At 58.0% G+C, this 20447-nt stretch carries 15 protein-coding genes and 1 CRISPR repeat array; all 15 genes read left to right on the top strand.

The features are described from left to right. Nucleotides 1-11: 11 nt before the first annotated feature. The 15 genes from C8D99_RS05815 to C8D99_RS05745 all read left to right on the top strand — a co-directional run bounded on the left by C8D99_RS05815 (nucleotide 12) and on the right by C8D99_RS05745 (nucleotide 20394). Nucleotides 12-1682: an ABC transporter substrate-binding protein gene (locus tag C8D99_RS05815; protein WP_133957179.1), complete on the top strand. Its 1671-nt coding sequence runs from the start codon at nucleotides 12-14 to the stop codon at nucleotides 1680-1682. A 7-nt stretch (nucleotides 1683-1689) separates the two neighbouring features. Beyond that, complete coding sequence (locus C8D99_RS05810) at nucleotides 1690-2667, top strand: ABC transporter permease (RefSeq protein ID WP_243833844.1); 978 nt, start codon at nucleotides 1690-1692, stop codon at nucleotides 2665-2667. Beyond that, nucleotides 2664-3845 carry an ABC transporter permease gene (locus tag C8D99_RS05805; protein WP_133957178.1) on the top strand — a complete coding sequence of 394 codons (1182 nt, stop codon included), beginning with the start codon at nucleotides 2664-2666 and terminating at the stop codon, nucleotides 3843-3845. Before C8D99_RS05810 ends, C8D99_RS05805 begins: the two co-directional genes overlap by 4 nt. Then, the gene (locus C8D99_RS05800) at nucleotides 3842-4636 is read left to right on the top strand and encodes an ABC transporter ATP-binding protein (protein ID WP_243833843.1); all 795 of its coding nucleotides are present in this window, start codon (nucleotides 3842-3844) and stop codon (nucleotides 4634-4636) included. Before C8D99_RS05805 ends, C8D99_RS05800 begins: the two co-directional genes overlap by 4 nt. Next, on the top strand, nucleotides 4633-5427 hold the full coding sequence (locus C8D99_RS05795; protein ID WP_133957177.1) for an ABC transporter ATP-binding protein: 795 nt from the start codon (nucleotides 4633-4635) through the stop codon (nucleotides 5425-5427). The genes C8D99_RS05800 and C8D99_RS05795 overlap by 4 nt, the downstream gene beginning before the upstream one ends. Before the next feature lie 337 nt (nucleotides 5428-5764). After that, a complete protein-coding gene (cas6, locus tag C8D99_RS05790; RefSeq protein ID WP_208321102.1) occupies nucleotides 5765-6394 on the top strand; it encodes a type I-MYXAN CRISPR-associated protein Cas6/Cmx6 in 630 nt (209 codons plus the stop codon). Continuing rightward, entirely contained in the window at nucleotides 6367-8676 is a 2310-nt protein-coding gene (gene cas3, locus C8D99_RS05785; protein ID WP_338024414.1) for a CRISPR-associated helicase Cas3', read from the top strand. The genes cas6 and cas3 overlap by 28 nt, the downstream gene beginning before the upstream one ends. Nucleotides 8677-8706: 30 nt before the next feature. Further along, entirely contained in the window at nucleotides 8707-10506 is a 1800-nt protein-coding gene (gene cmx8, locus C8D99_RS05780; RefSeq protein ID WP_166670030.1) for a type I-MYXAN CRISPR-associated protein Cmx8, read from the top strand. A 20-nt stretch (nucleotides 10507-10526) separates the two neighbouring features. Next, on the top strand, nucleotides 10527-11447 hold the full coding sequence (locus C8D99_RS05775) for a type I-B CRISPR-associated protein Cas7/Cst2/DevR (protein ID WP_133957173.1): 921 nt from the start codon (nucleotides 10527-10529) through the stop codon (nucleotides 11445-11447). A gap of 5 nt (nucleotides 11448-11452) precedes the next feature. Further along, nucleotides 11453-12136, top strand: coding sequence for a CRISPR-associated protein Cas5 (locus tag C8D99_RS05770; RefSeq protein ID WP_133957172.1), 684 nt, complete (start codon nucleotides 11453-11455; stop codon nucleotides 12134-12136). After that, nucleotides 12115-13782, top strand: a complete 1668-nt coding sequence (locus C8D99_RS15655; protein WP_133957171.1) for a type I-MYXAN CRISPR-associated endonuclease Cas4/Cas1 — start codon at nucleotides 12115-12117, stop codon at nucleotides 13780-13782. Before C8D99_RS05770 ends, C8D99_RS15655 begins: the two co-directional genes overlap by 22 nt. Nucleotides 13783-13794: 12 nt before the next feature. Next, complete coding sequence (cas2, locus tag C8D99_RS05760; protein WP_133957170.1) at nucleotides 13795-14079, top strand: CRISPR-associated endonuclease Cas2; 285 nt, start codon at nucleotides 13795-13797, stop codon at nucleotides 14077-14079. A 254-nt stretch (nucleotides 14080-14333) separates the two neighbouring features. Continuing rightward, a CRISPR array of direct repeats spans nucleotides 14334-16999; the repeat unit is 36 nt; unit sequence CTGCCAAAACCTCTGATGCCGCAAGGCGTTGAGCAC. Between the two features lie 361 nt (nucleotides 17000-17360). Beyond that, the gene (locus C8D99_RS05755) at nucleotides 17361-18053 is read left to right on the top strand and encodes a DUF5058 family protein (protein WP_208321100.1); all 693 of its coding nucleotides are present in this window, start codon (nucleotides 17361-17363) and stop codon (nucleotides 18051-18053) included. Nucleotides 18054-18078: 25 nt separating this feature from the next. After that, nucleotides 18079-18741 carry a hypothetical protein gene (locus tag C8D99_RS05750; RefSeq protein WP_133957169.1) on the top strand — a complete coding sequence of 221 codons (663 nt, stop codon included), beginning with the start codon at nucleotides 18079-18081 and terminating at the stop codon, nucleotides 18739-18741. Nucleotides 18742-18768: 27 nt separating this feature from the next. Beyond that, nucleotides 18769-20394, top strand: a complete 1626-nt coding sequence (locus tag C8D99_RS05745) for an N-acyl-D-amino-acid deacylase family protein (RefSeq protein ID WP_133957168.1) — start codon at nucleotides 18769-18771, stop codon at nucleotides 20392-20394. Nucleotides 20395-20447 lie beyond the last annotated feature (53 nt).

Genomic DNA, 20447 nt, shown 5'->3' with positions numbered 1-20447 from the left:
TGAGACGAGAAATGAGAAAATCCCTTTTCGCCCTTTTTCTGTCAGCAGTCCTCCTTGCCCTCTGTTCCGACCCCCGGGCGGAAGCCTCTTTCGACCCGGAAGCCTTCGCCGGACCGAAAATACAGGACCTCTACCTGGTGATCATCCGGGACCCGGATGCCCAGCTTCTGGCCCTGGACCGGGGAAAGGTCGACATCCTGGGGGATCTCCACCGTCCGGTGGACGTGGACGCCCTTTCCAAAAACCCCGCCGTGGATCTCTCCCTCGCCTCGGGCTTCCACGGGTTCTTTCTCGGGTTCAACGTGCGGACCTTTCCGTGGAACAGTCTCGAACTGCGACGCAGCGCCTGGCAGGCTCTTCCCAGGGAGCGGATGGTCCGGGATCTCTTCGCCGGGTACGCCGAACCCCTTGCCACCTTCCTTCCTCCGGTGTCTCCCTACTTCGAGCCGGATGTGACGGCCTACCCCCACGATCCCGAAGCTGCAAAAAAGCGCCTTGCCGGCGCGGGATGGACATGGGGCTCCGACGGCGTTCTCGTCTCGCCCGACGGCAGAAAAATCCCTCCCCAGAAACTCCTCTGCCCCACGGCGTCCACGGCGCCCACCACGGCGGAGATCGCTGTGCGCATGGCCGAGGCCCTGACCGCCATAGGCATTCCGGTGCAGGCGGAGCCCATGGATTTCTCCACCATGATTTCCCGCCTGGACGAGCGGGATTTCCAGATGTACGTCCTGGCATGGCAGATGACCCGGGACCCCGACTCTCTCTACGCCTTCTACTCATCGAAGATGGACATACGGGGCGGATACAACATGCCCGGCATCTCCGACCCCGCCCTCGACGAGGTTCTGGACCGGCTCCGCTTCGCCCCCGACGAGACGGCGGCCCGGGCGGCCGCGTCGGAGGCCCAGAAGCTTCTCTCGGACCTCGTTCCGGTGGTCCCCGTCTACAGCCGGTACACCATCTCCGCCGTGTCGAAGCAGTGGAAGGGTACCCTGGTCACCGACAGGGTGACCGCGGACAACACGTGGAGCCTGCTGGCCATGGAGCCCGCGTCGGGCCCCATGAGGCCCCTCTATCTCGTCCAGGCGGACGAGCCGAGGGCGCTCAACCCCTTCACGTCCAGCTCCGCCTACGACTGGCAGGTCCTCGGCCTGATCTACGACTCCCTCATCGCCGTGGACCCCTACACCCTGGAGACCATCCCCTGGCTCGCCGAAAGCTGGACCATCGGGACGGAGGCGGGTCCGGCCGGCCCCCGCACGGTGCTCACCTTCCGCCTGAGGGAAGGGGTGGAGTGGCATGACGGCAAGCCCCTCACCGCCGCGGACGCCGCCTTCACCTACGAGACGCTCAAAAAGAACGCCGTTCCCCGGTATTTCGACAACGTGGACAATATCGACACCGTGGAAACCCCCGACGACCGCACTCTCAAAGTGACCATGAAAAACGTGAGTTTCTGGCACCTCCACAGGGTGGGGGGCATATCCATCCTCCCCCGGCACGTCATCGAAAAAGTGAACGACTGGAGAAGCTGGCTTCCCGCATCGGAAAAGCACCCCTCGGACCCCGGCCTGACAGGAATCGTCGGAACCGGTCCCTTCGTCTTCCGGGAGTACCGCCCCGGGGAATACGTCCGGCTGAGCGGGAACGAACGGTTCTGGCTCGGCAGGAAGAGGTGACGGAGGGGTGAGCGGCTACTGGGCACGACGGACGGGGAGCGCTCTGCTGGTCCTCGGGCTGGTGCTGGTCCTCAATTTCGTCCTGTTCCGCATGATGCCGGGAGACCCCGTGGCCTCCATCATCGACCCGAACTTCTCTCCCGAGGCCAAGGCCCGGCTGAGCGAAGTCTACGGGCTCGACAGGCCCCTCCCCGTGCAGTTTCTCCGGTATGTCAGGTCCACTCTGACCTTCGACTTCGGCATCTCCTTCCTCACCGGCCGCCCCGTGGTGGAAGAGCTGAAATCCAGGCTGCCCAACACGGTAATGCTTCTCGGCACCAGCCTTGTGCTGTCCTCCCTTATCGGGACCTGGCTCGGCATGAAGGCCGCGCTGAAACGGGGAAGCCTCCTGGAAAAGTGCGTCCTCTGGAGCGGCGCCCTGTCCTTCTCCTTCCCCTCCTTCTTCGTCCAGCTCGTGCTCCTCATGGCCTTCGCCGCGGCCCTCCCTCTCTTTCCCCTGAGGGGAACCCTGTCGGTCCCTCCTCCTGCGGGGGGGCTTCCCCTGCTGCTCGACTACCTGTGGCACATGGCCCTGCCGGTGTTTTCCCTCGTCCTCCTCGGATTCGGAGGATGGGCCCTCTACGTGCGGAACCTCATGGTGAAGATTCTCGGCGAGGATTTCATCCTTCTCGCCCGCGCCAGGGGGCTTCCGGAACGGAACATCATCCTGGGGCACGCCTTCCGGACCCTGCTGCCGCCGCTCCTCACCATCTTCCTGCTCTCCCTTCCCGGGATCGTCTCCGGGGCCGTGATCACCGAAACGGTATTCTCCCTTCACGGGGTGGGACGGTTCCTCCTGGAGGCGGTGACCGGCCATGACTACCCCGCCGCAGGAGCGTCCTTCTTCCTGCTGGCCCTCCTCACGGTGAGCTGCAATCTTCTGTCGGACCTGCTCTACGGCCTCACCGACCCCCGGGTGCGCATGGAAAGGGGCGGCGGACGATGAAGGGGCTGCTGAAACGGTGGAGCTTCTGGTGCCTTCTCGTCCTCGCGGCACTGGCCCTGTTCGGGACCCGGCTCTTTGACGCCCTCCCGGAAGCGGAGGTGGCGGCCCCCTTCTCGAAGCCCCTGTGGCTGGACCGCTCCCTTCCCCCCACCATGGACCTGGAACTTTCGGGCGGCCACTCCGCCGCGGAGCTGGATTGGGTCTTCGGTGCCCCTTCCCGCTTCTCCCTCCGGGTCGAAACGGCCCTTCCCGCCCCGTCCCGGTTCGTGGAATGGACCATCCCCGGCGGAAAGACCTTCCGCCTCACCCCCCTCAACAGGGGGGTGGAACTCGACGGGCGGGACATCGCCTTCAAGCGCTCCCTCGGACTGCCTCCCTTCGGGGACGCCTCCTCCGCCCTCTTTCCCGAAAGGGGAACCTACAGGATCGGGCTGTCCGGCGAAGGGGAATGGGAGGGCTCGGTGAAAATACGCCTTGAAGGGGGACGATGGGGCCTCCTCGGAACGGACCAGCGGGGCAGGGACATCGCCGCCCTCTTCGTGGCCGGAATCAGGGTCTCCCTCCTGGTGGGCATCTTCGCCACCCTCCTGGCCACCTTCCTCGGAACTTCCCTCGGCCTCGCAGCGGGCTACCGGGGAGGATGGACCGACGCCGTGATCATGAGGGCGGTGGACCTGCTGCTCTCCATCCCCCTGCTTCCCATCCTCATGGCCCTCGCCGCCCTCTGGGGAAAGGGGCTCTGGCAGCTCATCCTCATCCTGTCCGTCTTCTCGTGGATGGGCACCGCCCGGACCGTCCGGGCCCTGACCCTGACCCTCCGGGACGCCCAGTACATCGAGGACCTACGGGGACTGGGAGCCCCCGCTGGCTATATCCTCCGGCGCCACCTTCTGCCGGAGACCCTGCCCGTGCTGCTGGCCACCATGACCCTGGGCGTTCCCGGGGCTATTCTCTCCGAGGCGGGGCTCTCCTTCCTCGGCCTCTCGGACCCCAGGGTGATCTCCTGGGGAAGGATGCTCCACGAAGCCCAGTCTTTCGGCGCCTTCACGGCAGGAGCGTGGTGGATGCTCCTACCCCCCGGCCTCGGCATCACCCTCCTCTGCCTCGTCTTTCTGGACCTTGGAAAATACCTTGAAGAGCGGGTCGACCCCCGCCTGAGAGGAGGAAATGTCCTGTGATCGACATACGGAATCTCTCCGTCACCTACGGCCGGATGACCTCCGAAGGAAGGGGAAGCCAGGCCGCCGCTGTGAAAAACGTCTCCATGACCATCAGGAAAGGACTGTTCTCCGCCCTCGCCGGCGAATCGGGGAGCGGCAAGAGCACGGTGCTCATGGCCATCCCGGGGCTGCTTCCCCCGGGGACCGCCGTTTCCGGGGAAATCCTCCTGGACGGGAAAAACCTCCTCGCCCTGCCCGAGAATGAACTGAACCGCATCCGGTGGCGGAGGATCGCCATCGTCCCCCAGGGGGCCATGAACTCCTTCACCCCTGTGCTCACCGTGGGCCGCCACGTGGAGGAAGTGCTTTCCGTCCACCTGGGGCTCTCCCGGAAGGAGGCCCTGGACCGACTCACCCCCCTCTTCGCCCTGGCCGGTCTGGACGGGGAACTGGCCCGACGGTACCCCCACGAACTTTCGGGAGGCCAGAAGCAGCGGGCGGCCATTGCTCTCGCCCTGGCCTGCTCTCCGGACTACCTTCTCTGCGACGAACCCACCACGGCCCTGGACGTGATCACCCAGCGGGGGATCATCGTCACCCTGAAAAATCTCGTGGATGAAAAGGGGCTCGGACTCCTCCTCATCTCCCACGACCTTCCCCTTGCGGCCTCCGTCGCAGACAGGCTGCACATACTGAAGGACGGAGAGCTGGCGGAGGAGGGAGATCCCGCCGAGATCACCGCCAGGCCCCGGAATCCCCACACCCGGGCCCTCGTGAAGGCCCTGCTGGACCTGGAGGAAGGATCATGACAACCCTGCTGGACATCAGGAACCTCTCGGCGGTCTTTCCCGGCAGGAGGCGGCGGGAACCCGTAAGGGCCCTCTCCGGCCTCACCCTCACGCTGGAAAGGGGAGAAAGCCTTTCCGTCATCGGCGAATCGGGCAGCGGCAAGACCACCCTCATGCGGTGCATCCTCGGCCACGTTCCCCCGTCGGAGGGATCCATCACCCTCTTCGGGCAGGACACGGCTTCGGCGGACGGGGAGCAAATGACCGCCCTCCGGCGGCGGTGCGCCATGGTCTCCCAGGACCCCTACGGCTCCCTCCCTCCCACGCTCACGGTCCTCGGGGCGGCAATGGAACCCTGGCTCCTCGTCAGGGGAAAACATGCCGCGAAAGAAGGGGAAGAACGGGCCCGGAACCTTCTTGGAGAACTCGGGCTCCGGGACGAGGCCATCCTCTCCTCCCGGGTGCGCCTCTCCCTCTCGGGGGGCCAGCGCCAGCGGGTGGCCATCGCCAGGGCGCTGATCCTCGACCCCGAACTCCTTCTCTGCGACGAACCCACCAGCATGCAGGACGCCTCCACCAGGGGGGAGATCATCGAAATCCTCGCAAAGCGCCAGAAGTCAGGCATGTCCATGATCTTCGTCACCCACGACCTCTTCCTCGCCCGGAAGGCCGCGCCCAGGGGCATGGTCCTCCACAGGGGGACGATGGTGGAGGAAGGCCTGTGCCGGGACATCCTCTCCGCCCCGAAGCACCCCTACACCCGGGCTCTTGTGGCCGCGCTGCCGCGGCTGATCTCTCCCCGCATCCCCTGAAAAATCTATCTCAGGCTGCTTACAAACAAGAAACAGCGGAGGCCATCAACAAGCCTCCGCATCTTTATTTGCCCCCGAATTAAAAGACTTCGGGCAGAACGTTTTGAAGAAAGCAGGATACATCATTCCTGTAACACCGAGGCCAAATTATGCCTAATCATTTTTGATAATTTCACTATTTTTGTTCATAGATGATGCAAATTTATGAAAATATTAGCTCTTGCCTTATTCTTCGCTTAGAGCTACTATTTTTCCGAAACAGATTCCAGTCATTGCGTTAAACAACACATCCGGGAGAATTGCTCACGAAAGGAGCTGATGGTCTTTGCTCGATTTGGTGTTTGCGCTCTCAGGCAATAAAATTCCCGCTGATCACGGATATTTTCTGCATTCTGCCCTCTCCGGCATCTTCCCTGTCCTCCACAACATGAAACAACGCGGCAACACAGGAGTTCACCCGATTTACGGCATTCCCTGCGGCAACAGAATGCTGGCCTTGGGCGGCAAGAGCAGGCTGATTCTCAGGATCCCGGCAGACAAAGTGGCTGATTACCTGGAACTCTGCGGCAGACAACTCGAAATCGGCAGCGAGGTTATTTCTGTTGAGACCCCATCTTCCCGTAAACTCAGGCCTGCCGCAGCCTTGAAAAGCCGCCTCGTGACCATCAAGGGATTCACCTCTCCCCATGAATTCCTTGATGCCGCACACAGACAGCTTCAGGAATTGAATATCCGGGGCAAAACACACCTCATCCCCCGTAAAGACAGTCTCGCATCTGAAGGCAGATCGGACAACCGCGAAACATCCCCTTTTATAAAGCGTACTATTTCGATTAAAGGAAAGAGCATCGTGGGCTTTGCTCTTGTCGTCACCGATCTCACCGCCGACGAGTCCCTCCTGTTGCAAATTTCGGGGCTCGGAGGCCGGAGAACTATGGGGTGCGGCATCTTCGTGCCGGCAGAGTAGGAGCACAAGCTGTGGCTGTTCTCGCAAAGAAAAGCATTCTCATCAATGGGCGAATACAGGAAAAGACGCTCAGGCAGCATACGATGGACGTGCTTTCGGCGTTCACGGCTCTTTTCGGAGATGAACAAAAGCCCGCACCGTTCGCTGAACACTGGTTCCGGTTCTTCCGGATCCCGGATGGGGATCGAATGTCTTTTTTTCAATGCACAAAAGCGGCGGTCATCCTCCACGACGTGGGGAAATCGAACAACCACTTCCAGGAAGCGGTGAAAGGAGGCGGAGGTCAGTCTCTCCGGCACGAATTTCTTGGAGGATGGCTGATGGGCTTCGAATCCTTCAGGAATCTGCTCGAGCATGTCGATTCCGCAGATTTTCAGATTATCAGAGCTTCCGTCATGGGACACCACCTGAAACTGAGGAGAGGGATCATGGAAACGGCCGACTGGGATAGGCCTTACATTACCCTGTGTCCCGAAGGAATTCAGGAGCTTTTCGATCTCTTCGCCTCAGAGTTTTCACTCGGCTCTGCTTCCCAAATCCAAAGCCCTTCGCACATTTCCCTTCATGCCCTTTCGGACGATTTTGACTCTATCGAGTCCGACCTGGAACTCTCGTTTGAAGGGGATACAAGGCGTATCCGCCTTCTCCGGGCAGTCAGGACCGCACTCATTCTTGCCGACGCGGCCGGTTCAGGCCTTGCGAGAGAGAGGGACCAGACGGTTTTTATTCCGGTGGAACAGTGGATCGCGGACGCCTTCAACGATTCCCGCGTCCTGTCGGGGAACCGGATCGAAGACATGATCATCGCACCCCGTCGTAAACAAATCGAAGCCGGGCAAAAGAAGACCTTCTCCTTTTCCACCTTCCAGGTCGAAGCCGCCCGCCTCTCCGACCGCGCCCTTCTGCTCGCTTCGTGCGGCAGCGGGAAGACCCTGGCAGCCTGGAAATGGGGTACTGGTGTAGCTTCACGGCGAACAATCAACCGATTCATCTTTCTCTACCCGACCAGGGCTACCGCCACTGAAGGTTTCAAGGATTACGTCGCCTGGGCTCCGGAGACGGACGGCGCATTGCTCCACGGCACATCCGCCTATGAACTGCAGGATATGTTCGATAACCCTGACTCCCGTTCCGGGAAGGATTTCCTTTCCAACGACCGCCTCTTTGCCGTTGGATTCTGGCAGAAGCGCCTGTTCAGCGCCACGGTAGACCAGTTTCTCGGCTTCATGGGGCACGATTACCGTTCGTCGTGCCTCCTTCCTCTCCTTGCTGAAAGCGCCATTGTCTTTGATGAGGTCCATAGCTTTGATGCACGACTCTTCTCCGCTCTGCTCGGATTCCTCCGGGAATTCGATGTCCCGGTATTGTGCATGACCGCCAGCCTCCCTCCAAACCGCCTGAAGCAGCTGCAGGAGGCCGGCCTGGAGATATTCCCCCCCGAGCCGGCGTCCTTCCCCGATTTTTTTGAGAAATCATCGGCGCCCCGATACACGATCCGCCGCTGTACCAGGGAGTCCGCCAAAAAGGAAGCAACAGACACCCTGGGCAGAGGCGAGAAAATCCTCTGGGTGGTCAATACGGTCAAGCGATGCCAAACCCTCGCCGAAGAGCTATCTTCCATGGTTCCGGAAGCGCGGATAATTTGCTACCACAGCCGCTTCCGCCTTAAAGACAGGCAGGAGAGGCACAAAGAACTGATTGCGGCTTTCCGGGAGAATGGCCCCATGATCGCCCTCACCACCCAGGTATGCGAGATGAGCCTCGACCTGAGCGCAGCGCTCCTGGTTTCAGAATTCGCTCCCCTGACTTCCCTTATCCAGAGAATGGGGCGGTGCAACCGGAAACTGGAACTTGAAGGATACGGTCGGGTGCTCCTGTACTCCCCCGAAAAGGAGCTTCCGTACTCAAAAGACGAGATGGCAAACGTGGAGGCGTTCATCGGCGATTTGGACGGCAAAACAGTCAGCCAGGCAGACCTTCAGCAGCTCCTTGAAAGATTTTCGCCGGAAACGCGGGAAATGGAAAAACTGCTGCCGTTTCTCGCAGATGAAGGATTTGCCTTCTCTGCAGGAGACGGAATCCGTGATATTGACGGACACAGTGTTACAGCAATACTGGAATGCGATGCAGGAAACTATTGGAACCTTCGCAGAAACGCGCAGCCGGTGGATGGACTCATTCTCCCCGCCCCATTCAAGTGCACCGAAAAGGGCAAGGGGCTTCCGCCGTATCTCCGCGTCGCAAAAGGAGACTACAGCGAAAAACTGGGACTGCTCTGCTGAATGACTGATTTTTCGAAAGGAGGGTATTGCGTGGCGAAAAAGGCGGACGATCACAAGGAGACACAGGACACGCTGGAACTGAACTACATCCTGGGGCACCTGCCGTCGGCTCAGCACAAAACCGGGCTGGCGGGGCTCATTTTCCTTCTGGACACAATGGAAAAGCGAAAGATTCACCCACTCCCAGAAGTTTCGGAAGAAAGCGGCGGGGTATGGAAATTCCGTTTTACGAGGGAGAGCTTTCAAAAAGTCTTCGATGAACTCTACGATGCGGAAACCATAGAAGTTGAAAGCCCAACGAAATGGAACAACGCCGATCTCATCGAAATCAGGGAAAAAGTAACAGACAAGGGCAACTCGAAAAAGACGGAAAAAGTCTTTGTTTACGAAGTCGTCGTTCCCAAGGGGGCTTTCCTGAAAGGCGCATTGCCTGCAGACGATGAAGGGGGAAAAAAGCTCAAGCTGTGGCGGGACATGCTGTGGGCCACGTACCGCGGGAAACCAGCCGCCCGGGGAGTCTACAACGAAAGAGCGGGAAGAAACCCCTGCTCCTTCGCCGATAATTCCTGGAGCGCATTGCAAAAGAAACCGGGAGCCGGAGAGCAGCTCGCCGGCTCTCTGCTGCTCGGTGCCGAGGGATCCAACGCTGAAGGGGTTCCCCTCAAGGGAACCTTCGAAGAAAACCTCCTTCTCCAGTTTGCCCATACCGCCTGTCCTCTTTTCGTTACACGGGCCTTTTCCGTAAAACGGGGAAATAAAGAGAACCATTCCACCTACTCGGTTGAATGGACCGAAGGGGGATTTGTCCTCGTTATGCCGGAGATAGTGGATATCCGCAAATACCTGGCCCGGTACGCGAAGTGGCTCGGAAGCCAGACACCGACGACACGACACTTCCGCCCCTTTTCTTCACTCATCGACCTCCCCGAAGAAAGCGGACTGGAATTTCTTTCCGCCATCACCGAACGCCGGGTGGAAAAACAGGGGCGGGGCTTCTTCGACACCGTTGAAGGAGTGGAATACTACTACATGGTAAAAAAAGGCAATTCCGTCAATCTGCTCGCATCGGCGTACGTTCCTCTCAGCCCGGCCACGCTGGACCAGTACAACCACCTCGTAGCGCCCCAGGGCAGCAAAAAACCACTGAATTTCCTGTTCAAAACCTGCCGAATCCGCAACATGCTCGACGGCTCGCCATGGTACACCGGAATGGAAAGCATTTTCGAACAGTATCCTACGGAATTTTTCATCTGGTCCAGGGAAGGCAGCCCCCGAAACACACCATTCTTTGGACAGGACATACACCGGCATCTTAAGAGCATCGCGGAAAAAATTCAGATCGAAACGGAGGCGAACACCATGGGCACAAACACTCATGCCGGCCCTGCCGGCATCGACCGGGACGAGCGTCTCGCATCAAAGACACGGAGCATTGTCAGGCAGTTCGTTATCTCGGAATTGAAAGAACGGGTCCCCAAAGACCTGCCTGCCGGGAAAACGCACCTGGAATGGACCAAGGAAGACGGTGATCTTCACCTCTCTGAGGGATACCGGAATGCCCTTGAAAAGGTATGCTCCGGAGCCTTTCTTGCTCTCCGGGGGCGCAAGGGGGCGGACATCGCCGAATTTTTCACGGGAACACTGTGCGCCCACCCCCAGTTCCTGCGGAACTCATCGAAAGACGGTGAAAAGGATGACTATCTCCTCATAGCCCAAAGCCTGGTCGATCCGGACGAACGGGAAAAAATCAAGCTCTTCGCCATGCTTGCCCTTTCAGCCTGCTCTTATGTCTACACAAAAGACGAGCAGGAAAAAACAGAAACGAAATAACCTCACAAGGAGGGAATGACATGAACCTGTACGCCACAGTCCTGACATACGCGGCTCCCAGTGCCAACTACCGCGGTGAATCCGCCGAAAACCGGGCCGTTCTCCAGAAAATCACCAAAGGGCGCATGCAGTACGCGGTCATCTCGCCGGAAGCCATGCGCAACGCCATACGGGAAGGTATGAGGGCGACAGGCCTTCCCTGCAACCGGAGCAGGCTGCATGACGAAGAACAGCTTGCCGTCAAGTTCGACGACTATCCCGACGCGGACGCATATGCGGATGATTTCTTCATGGGGTGGCTCATCGCGGCCGGAAAAACCGACAGGGAAAAGATAGAAAAAGAACTGGAAGCGAAAGGACGCAATAGGGCCTCTTTTTCCTTCAAACGGGATTCCGTGCTGCGCATGAATCTCGCCGTCGCACTCGAACCATACCGGCACGACACGATCTTCTCCCAGTCACCGAAGCAGGTAGACAGCCCCTGGAAAAACGCCGACTCCTCCCAGCTTCTCCACAGGGAGACAACATACACGCCCTTTCAGTACCCCTTCGCCCTTAACCTCGACGAATGCAGGGAAAAACAGGCGTGGACGAAAGGCCTTCTTTCAATTCTCGGCCAGCTCGGCAATGTGGCCGGCAACCATGCCCGGAGCCTGTACGATATGTCCCCGGCGAGCTTAGTCCTCAGGCTTACCCCCAGACTTGCGCCCGGATATGACTCGTACGGGTTCAGAATCGCCGAGGATGGAACCCATACATTCCCGGAGATTGTGGACGCCCTGCTGAACGGTGATCTCCCCGGCGCGGAATTTTTTATCGGGGGGAAAATAGTCCGGGATCTGGACGATACCACCCGCAAAGCGCTCGAAAACAAGGGCGTCTTCCTTGAAAGAAGCGCCGAAAAGATACTTGAGCTCGCGGGCGCCCGCGCATTCGAGTAAAGAACATGCTCCGTCTCCGTGTAACGGCTCCCTTCGCCGCGTTCCGCCCAATGGCGGCCGGCAGCTTTCGCCCTACCGCAGATTTCCTGACTCCGTCGGCGGCGTTCGGACTGCTATTGAACATCGCGGGCGTGGAGATGCGCGGAGCAGAAGAAAAAAGCGGCGGAACCACTCTCATCGCAAACAGCCTGCCCCCGGTCCGCCTGGCAATAGGAGCCTGCTCCTTCCCGGAACGCCAGCAGCTTTTCCAGCAGCTCCACAACTACCCGGTGGGTACAAGCGGAAAAGAGAAGGCCCACCTTGCCAAGGGGTCAAAATACAACATCAAGCCCGTCTCCAGGGCCTTCCTTTCGGACTTTGACGCAATCATCGCCGTGGAAGCGCCCGAGCTGGAACCGGAAATCAGGAAAGGGCTCCACGGAAAAAGCAGCCGCAGATACGGCCTTCCCTTTCTGGGAGACAACTCCTTCCTCCCCGACAGGCTGGAAGAGGCCCCGGAATCTGCCGGGGCTCACTGGTACTGCGCTCTCGACCATACGTCTTCTCCCCTGGAGAAACGGCGCATTTCGAGACTCACCATCACCATAAACAGGGAGGACATGGCCGGGACGAAAAGCAGGCTTTTCGCCCCGCTGAAGGAGGCTTCCCCCGAAGTTCCGGCAGCGGCATGGGTGGAGGTGATCTATTGAGTGCCGCAGCGGAAAATGACGCTCTCCTCCGGGTAAGCGCCCTTCACGCCCTCCTTTACTGTGAAAGGCTCTTCTATCTCGAGGAAGTCGAGGAGATTCGCATAGCTGACGCCAGCGTCTATGCCGGAAGAACGCTCCACGAAGAACTGGCCGGGGAAGAAGGAGAGGAACAGCGCTCCTTCTTCCTCAGCAGCGAAAAACTCGGACTCACCGGAAAACTCGATGCCGTACGTCATAGAAACGGTAACTGGGTGGTCTACGAACACAAGAGAGGCAAGCCTCTCCTTCGCAAGGGGGAGGAACCCCAGGCGTGGGAAAGCGACATCATACAAGTCGCGGCATACTCCCTCCTTCTCGAAGAATATCTTGACAAGGAGCTTCAGGAAGCAAGGATCAGGTATCACGGCCAAAATACTACCGTTATCGTCCCCCTGACGGCAGAAAACCGGAATAAGGTAATTGCCGGAATTGATAAAGCCAGGAAACTTCGGTCAGCCACAAGCAGGCCTCCGGTCTGTGAATCATCAAAAAAATGCCTGAGATGTTCTCTCGCCCCCGTTTGTCTGCCTGAAGAGGAACGATTCGCCCGAAGCAGCGAGTGGGAGCCCCTTCGCCTCTTCCCTCCGGAGATTGAAGGCGCCGCTCTCCATGTGACAGGCCATCAGGCACGGCTAGGCCGGAGCGGAGACGCCTTCAAACTGGAAGAAGGCGAAAATGCCGCCCGGAAACTGCCGTCTGCGGATATCCATTCCATCACCATACACGGCAATGGCCAGGTTTCCACACAGGCCCTTCACCTGTGCGCCGGAAAGGGAATCCATCTACACTGGTTTTCGGGGGGAGGAACATACCTCGGAAGCTTCTCCCCGGGACCAGGCCCTGTCCAGAGAAGAATTCGCCAGTACCAGGCCCTGACTGATCCCGGCCTGTGCCTCAGGCTATCCCGCAGAACGGTCCGGGCCAAAGTCGAGAGTCAACTCCGCTTCCTTCTCCGCTCCACCCGCGGGGGGAAACGGAATGACCGCATTGAGGCCGGCATTGAAGAAATTCGATCACTGCTGAAGACAGCATCGACAGCCGAAGGGGTCGACGCTCTTCGCGGCCTCGAGGGAAGCGCTGCGCAAACTTACTTCGACCTTCTTCCCGGCATTCTGAACGACGACATACAGGAGGAACTGATCCCTTCAGGAAGATCCCGGAGGCCGCCGAAAGACCGCTTCAACGCCATTCTCAGTTTTGGTTACTCGATGCTCTATCGCGCGGTCTTCGAAGCAATTCTGGCCGTAGGGCTCGAACCCGCCTTCGGCTACCTGCACACCCCCCGTTCCAGTGCACATCCGCTGGTGATGGACGTACTTGAACTCTTTCGCGTTTCTGTCTGGGACATTGTTGCCGTATCCTCCATCAACCGGAAGCAGTGGAATGCGGAGAGCGACTTCGCCGTCACAAAGGAAAAAGTCTGGCTTTCCGACGAGGGCAGAAAAAAGGCCATCGTCCTATTTGAAAGGCGCATGCAGGACAAGTGGAAACATCCGGTGCTTGACTATTCTCTTTCGTGGCAGCGGACCATGGAGCTTGAAGTCCGTCTTCTGGAAAAAGAATGGACGGACACCCCCGGGCTGTTCGCCCAGTCCCGTATTCGTTGAGGAGCAGAAAGCATGAAAAAATGGTTTCTCATCTCCTACGATGTGCGGAATGAAAAACGTCTTCGCAAGGTGGCCAAAATAATGGAAGGCCATGGCCAGAGAATCCAGTACAGCGTTTTTCGGACTCACCTCAGCGACCGGGGCCTGGAACGGCTTCGGTGGGAACTGGAAAAAGTGATGGATCCGAAGGATGGGCTGTTGATCACAGAACTCTGTGACGCATGCGTAAGAAAAATACGGAAACGAAACGCCGAAGAGGCATGGCCTGACGAACCGGAAAAATGGATTGTACTGTAGACCGGTTCAAGCACCTCCGGCTGAAATGGGAGCATCGACGGAAAACAAATCTTCCCCTGTTGAAACGACAGGAAAAATCAAGAGCTCGAACCTTGAAAACTGCTTGATTCTGTCCGGGCAATGACGTAGCATGGTTTCTCAGGCATTAACAAATCCAGGTTTACCCTTGGACGAACTCGTAAGGTACCGCAGGAAATCCACCATGAAACAACATCGGCTGAACATTGATGCCAGGCTGACCCGGCCACTTTGATCTGCCAAAACCTCTGATGCCGCAAGGCGTTGAGCACCACGGACAGGGCGGTGTCCGTGCGGCGTTCGGCTTCTGCCAAAACCTCTGATGCCGCAAGGCGTTGAGCACCTCAAAACTACTCCCGCACCGGGGGCACCCGTAGCTGCCAAAACCTCTGATGCCGCAAGGCGTTGAGCACCTTCCATCCGCATATCTCTTTCTGCCTTTATCTCCTGCCAAAACCTCTGATGCCGCAAGGCGTTGAGCACGAAAAGCCAGATAAATTTATTGAACGCAAAATACTTCTGCCAAAACCTCTGATGCCGCAAGGCGTTGAGCACAAGAGAATCCCCCTGCCCCGTTCCGCGCCAGTAGACTGCCAAAACCTCTGATGCCGCAAGGCGTTGAGCACTACTCCCACCTATCTTTGGCCACAGACCACCGAGACTGCCAAAACCTCTGATGCCGCAAGGCGTTGAGCACATGGGGGACACCCTCTTCAGCCCATTGACCCAACACCTGCCAAAACCTCTGATGCCGCAAGGCGTTGAGCACGTAATCGTCGGGTATGAGCAGGAGGGCCGTTGCGACTGCCAAAACCTCTGATGCCGCAAGGCGTTGAGCACTCTCTCCCACGCTCATCGTGTCATACCTGTTCCACTGCCAAAACCTCTGATGCCGCAAGGCGTTGAGCACACAGTGATTCTGTGGAGCCTTCGCCCAGTGTGAACCTGCCAAAACCTCTGATGCCGCAAGGCGTTGAGCACACTATGACGCGAGTTGCCGGGGTCAGTTCCGCCACCTGCCAAAACCTCTGATGCCGCAAGGCGTTGAGCACGGATGTGTCGCGGGGCCGCGACCGTGATACCCGGTCTGCCAAAACCTCTGATGCCGCAAGGCGTTGAGCACTTTCAATCAACGGCGTCAAGGTGCTTGTCTACGGCTGCCAAAACCTCTGATGCCGCAAGGCGTTGAGCACAGTAGCCTTTCAATTTCCGAGTTTCTGCGCAAGGCCTGCCAAAACCTCTGATGCCGCAAGGCGTTGAGCACGCCGCCCCCGCTACGCAGTGACGGCCTTTCGATCCTGCCAAAACCTCTGATGCCGCAAGGCGTTGAGCACTCCGGGCTCCACTGTCCTCCCCAGAAGGCCGGATCTGCCAAAACCTCTGATGCCGCAAGGCGTTGAGCACAATTTCTTGTCGTAGGGGCAAAGAACGGCCACGGCTCTGCCAAAACCTCTGATGCCGCAAGGCGTTGAGCACGGGGGGGAACTGCTGATGACGCTGCTTATCGACGCGCTGCCAAAACCTCTGATGCCGCAAGGCGTTGAGCACAGGTCTCCGCAGTGCGTGGAGTAACCCTGGCCGACCTGCCAAAACCTCTGATGCCGCAAGGCGTTGAGCACGGGAAGCGTCCATGTCGTTCTGTTCGTGTTGAAGTTCTGCCAAAACCTCTGATGCCGCAAGGCGTTGAGCACCGACGTATACCGACGCAATGGGGCTGCTTCTACAGACTGCCAAAACCTCTGATGCCGCAAGGCGTTGAGCACTCTGTCAGGGTATTGGCGTTTTTGTCGTCTTCCCCTGCCAAAACCTCTGATGCCGCAAGGCGTTGAGCACTCACCATCGATGAGGAGGGTCTTCACGTTAGCACTCCTGCCAAAACCTCTGATGCCGCAAGGCGTTGAGCACCCAGAGATTCAAGGGCTTTTTCTCTCCGGTTCCACTGCCAAAACCTCTGATGCCGCAAGGCGTTGAGCACTCTTCAAAGTTCCCAAACCCACCCCACCATCCCCCATCCTGCCAAAACCTCTGATGCCGCAAGGCGTTGAGCACATGGATGTTGAGTTGGATTTTTTGCAGGCACTTGCTGCCAAAACCTCTGATGCCGCAAGGCGTTGAGCACCCGAGGCGTAGAGGTTCCCGTGCGCCAGGCCGACTGCCAAAACCTCTGATGCCGCAAGGCGTTGAGCACGGATAGTGTAATTGATGAGGAGGTGGCGGAATGACGATCTGCCAAAACCTCTGATGCCGCAAGGCGTTGAGCACAAGCGGTTAGAATCGCACGTCGTACATTTGTGGGGCTGCCAAAACCTCTGATGCCGCAAGGCGTTGAGCACAGTCCATAGACTTTTCCGTGTTCTCGCCTCCATCTGCCAAAACCTCTGATGCCGCAAGGCGTTGAGCACGCGGCATAGGCTCTTGAGCCGCCATCTCTATCAACTGCCAAAACCTCTGATGCCGCAAGGCGTTGAGCACCACTTTTTTTATGAACTTGATAAGCCCGCTAGCCATCTGCCAAAACCTCTGATGCCGCAAGGCGTTGAGCACTATCTAAATAATCAATATATCCTCGTAATAATACGCTGCCAAAACCTCTGATGCCGCAAGGCGTTGAGCACTCTTCTCCACGGAGGATACGCCGGAGACAAGGCAGTCCTGCCAAAACCTCTGATGCCGCAAGGCGTTGAGCACTTGAGGCCACGGTCCGTGAGGGTGCAAAGAGGTTCTGCCAAAACCTCTGATGCCGCAAGGCGTTGAGCACTGCAGCCCGCAAGAGGACTCAGCGTAGTGACCCCTCTGCCAAAACCTCTGATGCCGCAAGGCGTTGAGCACATCACATTGTCAAGAAAGCGCACAGCTGTTCTGACAACTGCCAAAACCTCTGATGCCGCAAGGCGTTCAAAACTAGCACACCGCCGGCATCATCCTTCACAAAGGGACGGTATTGGTGGAAGACCTGTACCGGGATATCCTTTCTGCCACGAAGCCCCTACACCCGACACCTCTGGGCCGCGCTGCCGCAGCTGAGATAACCCGTATTCCCCGCCAGAAGCAGGAGAATGCCTGGCCCATCTGTTCATGACGAGGCCGGTACTCTCCTGCTTTCCATTTTTCCCTGTACCCAAACCCGCACTTTGGCTGAAAACAGAATAAAGTCAGATTTTGGTCGTTTTTGAGCAATGGTTTTCCGTACTAATATGATGCATCGCGCAGAAACGTTCAAATTTTAGAAAACAAGAGCAGGAAAATCAAGGAGGGTGTTGCAAATGGACAACGCGGTGAACAGTTTCGACATGTGGATTGCCTGCAGCATCATGGTGATCGCGGTAGTTGTGCAGTCGCTCGTCTTTTTTAGAGCCGGACTGAAGAGAGCACGGGAATTGAATATTCCCCGGGAAAAACTGATCCATGGCTGCCGTTCAGCAGCCATTACGGCCATCGGGCCCACGCTCTCTTCCTGTATCGTTCTCCTGGCCTTAGTCGCCGTGATCGGGGCGCCTTCGGCATGGATGCGCCTGAACGACATCGGTGCAGCCAGGACGGAAATCGCGGTAGCCACCATGGTGGAATCCGTCGTGCCCGCCGGATCCACTCCCACGGTCAAGCTCGCATATACCCAGTGGGCCATGGGGCTTAACAACATGGGATGGATGCTCGTCGCCCTTCTGCTGACGCCGTCCATGGGAACAATGCTCAACAAGATGAACAGCAGCTTCAATCCGAAGGCGGTCAAGATGGTCATGCATGGGGCCGCTCTCGGGCTCTTCGCCAACCTCCTTGCAGGCGGAACGATCGGCAAACCTGTTCCTAGCTGGCTGGCCGCTGTGGCAGCAGTCTTCGGCATCGTCTTCATCCTCAGATTTTTCGGCAAAAACCAGCGCCTTCTCGAACTTTCCCTCGGCATCGCCATGGTGATCGGCATGACCGCGGGAGCGGCATATTATTACATGACCCTCTGATACGAGACAAAGGAGGCTGAACAGAATGAACAGTGATTTCAACGCAAAAGTCATCCGGCTGGGAACAATCACCGTCAGCGCCGCCATAGCGGCAAATTTCGTGCCGGCTCTCTGGCTTTGGTTCCGGTACGGCGCAGTCCCTTCGCTTTCCGAGATCATGACCATGTGGGGAATGGTCACCGCGGCCTTCGGGATGAGCTGGCTCGTCCAGAATCTATCGTATTACGGAGGACTCGGCTCCGTTGGAACCTATGTTTCCTGGGTTGCCGGAACGGCGGCTGATATCCGCATGCCCGGAATGACCATGGCCCAGAAGGTCACGGGAACGGAGGCCAACACTCCGGAAGGAGACGCCATCGGCGCAATGGCCGTCTCGACGACAGTCTTTGTAAGCGTAACGCTCATCTCCATCTTCAGTGTTATCGGCGGGACGATTCTCCCCCTGCTCCCTGAAGCTGTAAAAACGGCATTCAAGTATATCCAGCCCGCACTTTTCGCCTCCGTATACGCAAGTATGTTTCCCAAGGATCTGCGGGCATCCATTCTTACCCTTGCTGGTTCATACGCGGCGCTCCTGTATCTTCCTGTCCTCGGTTTTCCGAAGGCTTTCCTGATGCTTGCCACTGTAGCACTTGGAATGGCTGCCGGGTATTTAAGCTTCCGCCTGCAGAACAGATCTGCCGCATAGAACCGGCAGAATAAGGGAGGATACGTCATGTTCGATATCAAAATCATCAACGGAACAGTCATCGACGGTCTTGGGGGAAAAGGCCTGCGCACGGACATCGGCATTTCGGGGGATACGATCACCGCCATCGGCGATCTCTCAGCCGCCGGGGCGGCGGAGATAATAGACGCATCGGGTAAGGTTGTCTCCCCGGGCTTCATTGATATGCACACCCATTCGGACGTTTCCGTGGTTTACGACCGGAAGGTCAGCAGCAAGATTCATGACGGAGTGACCACCGAGGTGGTGGGCAACTGCGGCATCGGTGTCGCTCCCGTAAGGGAAGACAGGAAGGATCTGCTCATTGCCTACCTGGGGACGCGGCTCGTGGGCAGCATCCCTGTGAAGCTCGAGCTTCCCTGGAACACCATGGACGAATATCTCGGCCATATCGAAAACATGCCTCCGGCGGCTAATATCGCCCCCCTGCTGGCCCACGGTCCGGTACGCATCAACGAAATGGGTTTTTCCAAGGATCACCCCACGGCATCGCAGATGGAAAACATGAAAAAAGAAATCGCAAGGGGGATGGAGGCGGGGTGTGTCGGCTTTTCCAGCGGGCTCGTTTACATGCCGGGAGAATACAGCACCGGCCCCGAACTGGCTGAATTATGTACGGCCGTCGCCCCCTACGGCGGATTTTACGTGACCCACGTCCGCACTGAGAGCAGGGGGGTTTTCGAAGCTATCGACGAGGCCATAGAAATAGCCTCAAAGGGAGGAGTTCCCCTTCATGTTTCTCATCTCAAACTCGCCGGAATCGATGTATCAGGTAACGCCGAACAGCTTCTCACAAGGCTTGACACCGTCAGAACGGCCGGTCTTGACGTAACGTTCGACGTTTATCCCTATGACACGGGATGCACGTCTCTCGGCGCCTGCATTTCTCCCTGGGCTTTCGAGGGAGGCGTGGAGAAACTTGTGGAACGTCTAAAAGACCAGGCCGTAAGGGACCGCATAAAGAACGATATTCTCAACGGTATCGAGGGGTGGCAGAATTTCGCCCACGCTTCAGGAGGATGGCAGAACATCACCATTGCCACCGTCTTCAGCAGAGAAGGGGAAAAATTCCTCGGCAAAACCATTGAAGAGGCCGCCGCAATGGAGAACAAGGATCCCTTCACGTTCATTTTCGATTTTATAATCCAGCAGCAGAGCCGAGTTCAGATCCTTGTAAGGATGATGACGGAGGAAGACATTGAGAAAATCATCTCCCATCCGATGTCCATGATCGGCTCTGACGGCATGAGTCTCTCCACCGAGGGAATCCTGGGCATGGGAAAACCCCATCCCCGCGCTTTCGGAACCCGAGCCAGGGTCCTGTCGCGGTATGTTAGGGAGAAAAAACTGCTCTCTCTGGAGGACGCGGTCAAAAAGATGACGTCCATGCCCGCTTCAAGGCTGCGTCTAGACCGCCGCGGCATTCTGAAGGAAGGATACTTTGCTGATGTCACAGTCTTTGACTCTGCCGTGGTGGAAGACATGGCGACATACCAGGACCCGAAACAGTATTCAAAAGGGTTCGACACTGTGATCGTCAACGGGAAAACAGCCCTCCGCGATGGAAAAGAAACTGCCGTCTTCAGCGGGAGGGTTCTGAGAGCCCGTCGCTAGGAAGACACCGTCCGCGTTCAGACAGGAGTTTCCGGGGTGGGAGGCAGCCCGTC

This window comes from Aminivibrio pyruvatiphilus (assembly GCF_004366815.1).
Classification (GTDB): domain Bacteria; phylum Synergistota; class Synergistia; order Synergistales; family Aminobacteriaceae; genus Aminivibrio; species Aminivibrio pyruvatiphilus.
The sequence above is the reverse complement of the archived record's forward strand: the minus strand, read 5'-3'. Positions and strand labels throughout refer to the sequence as shown.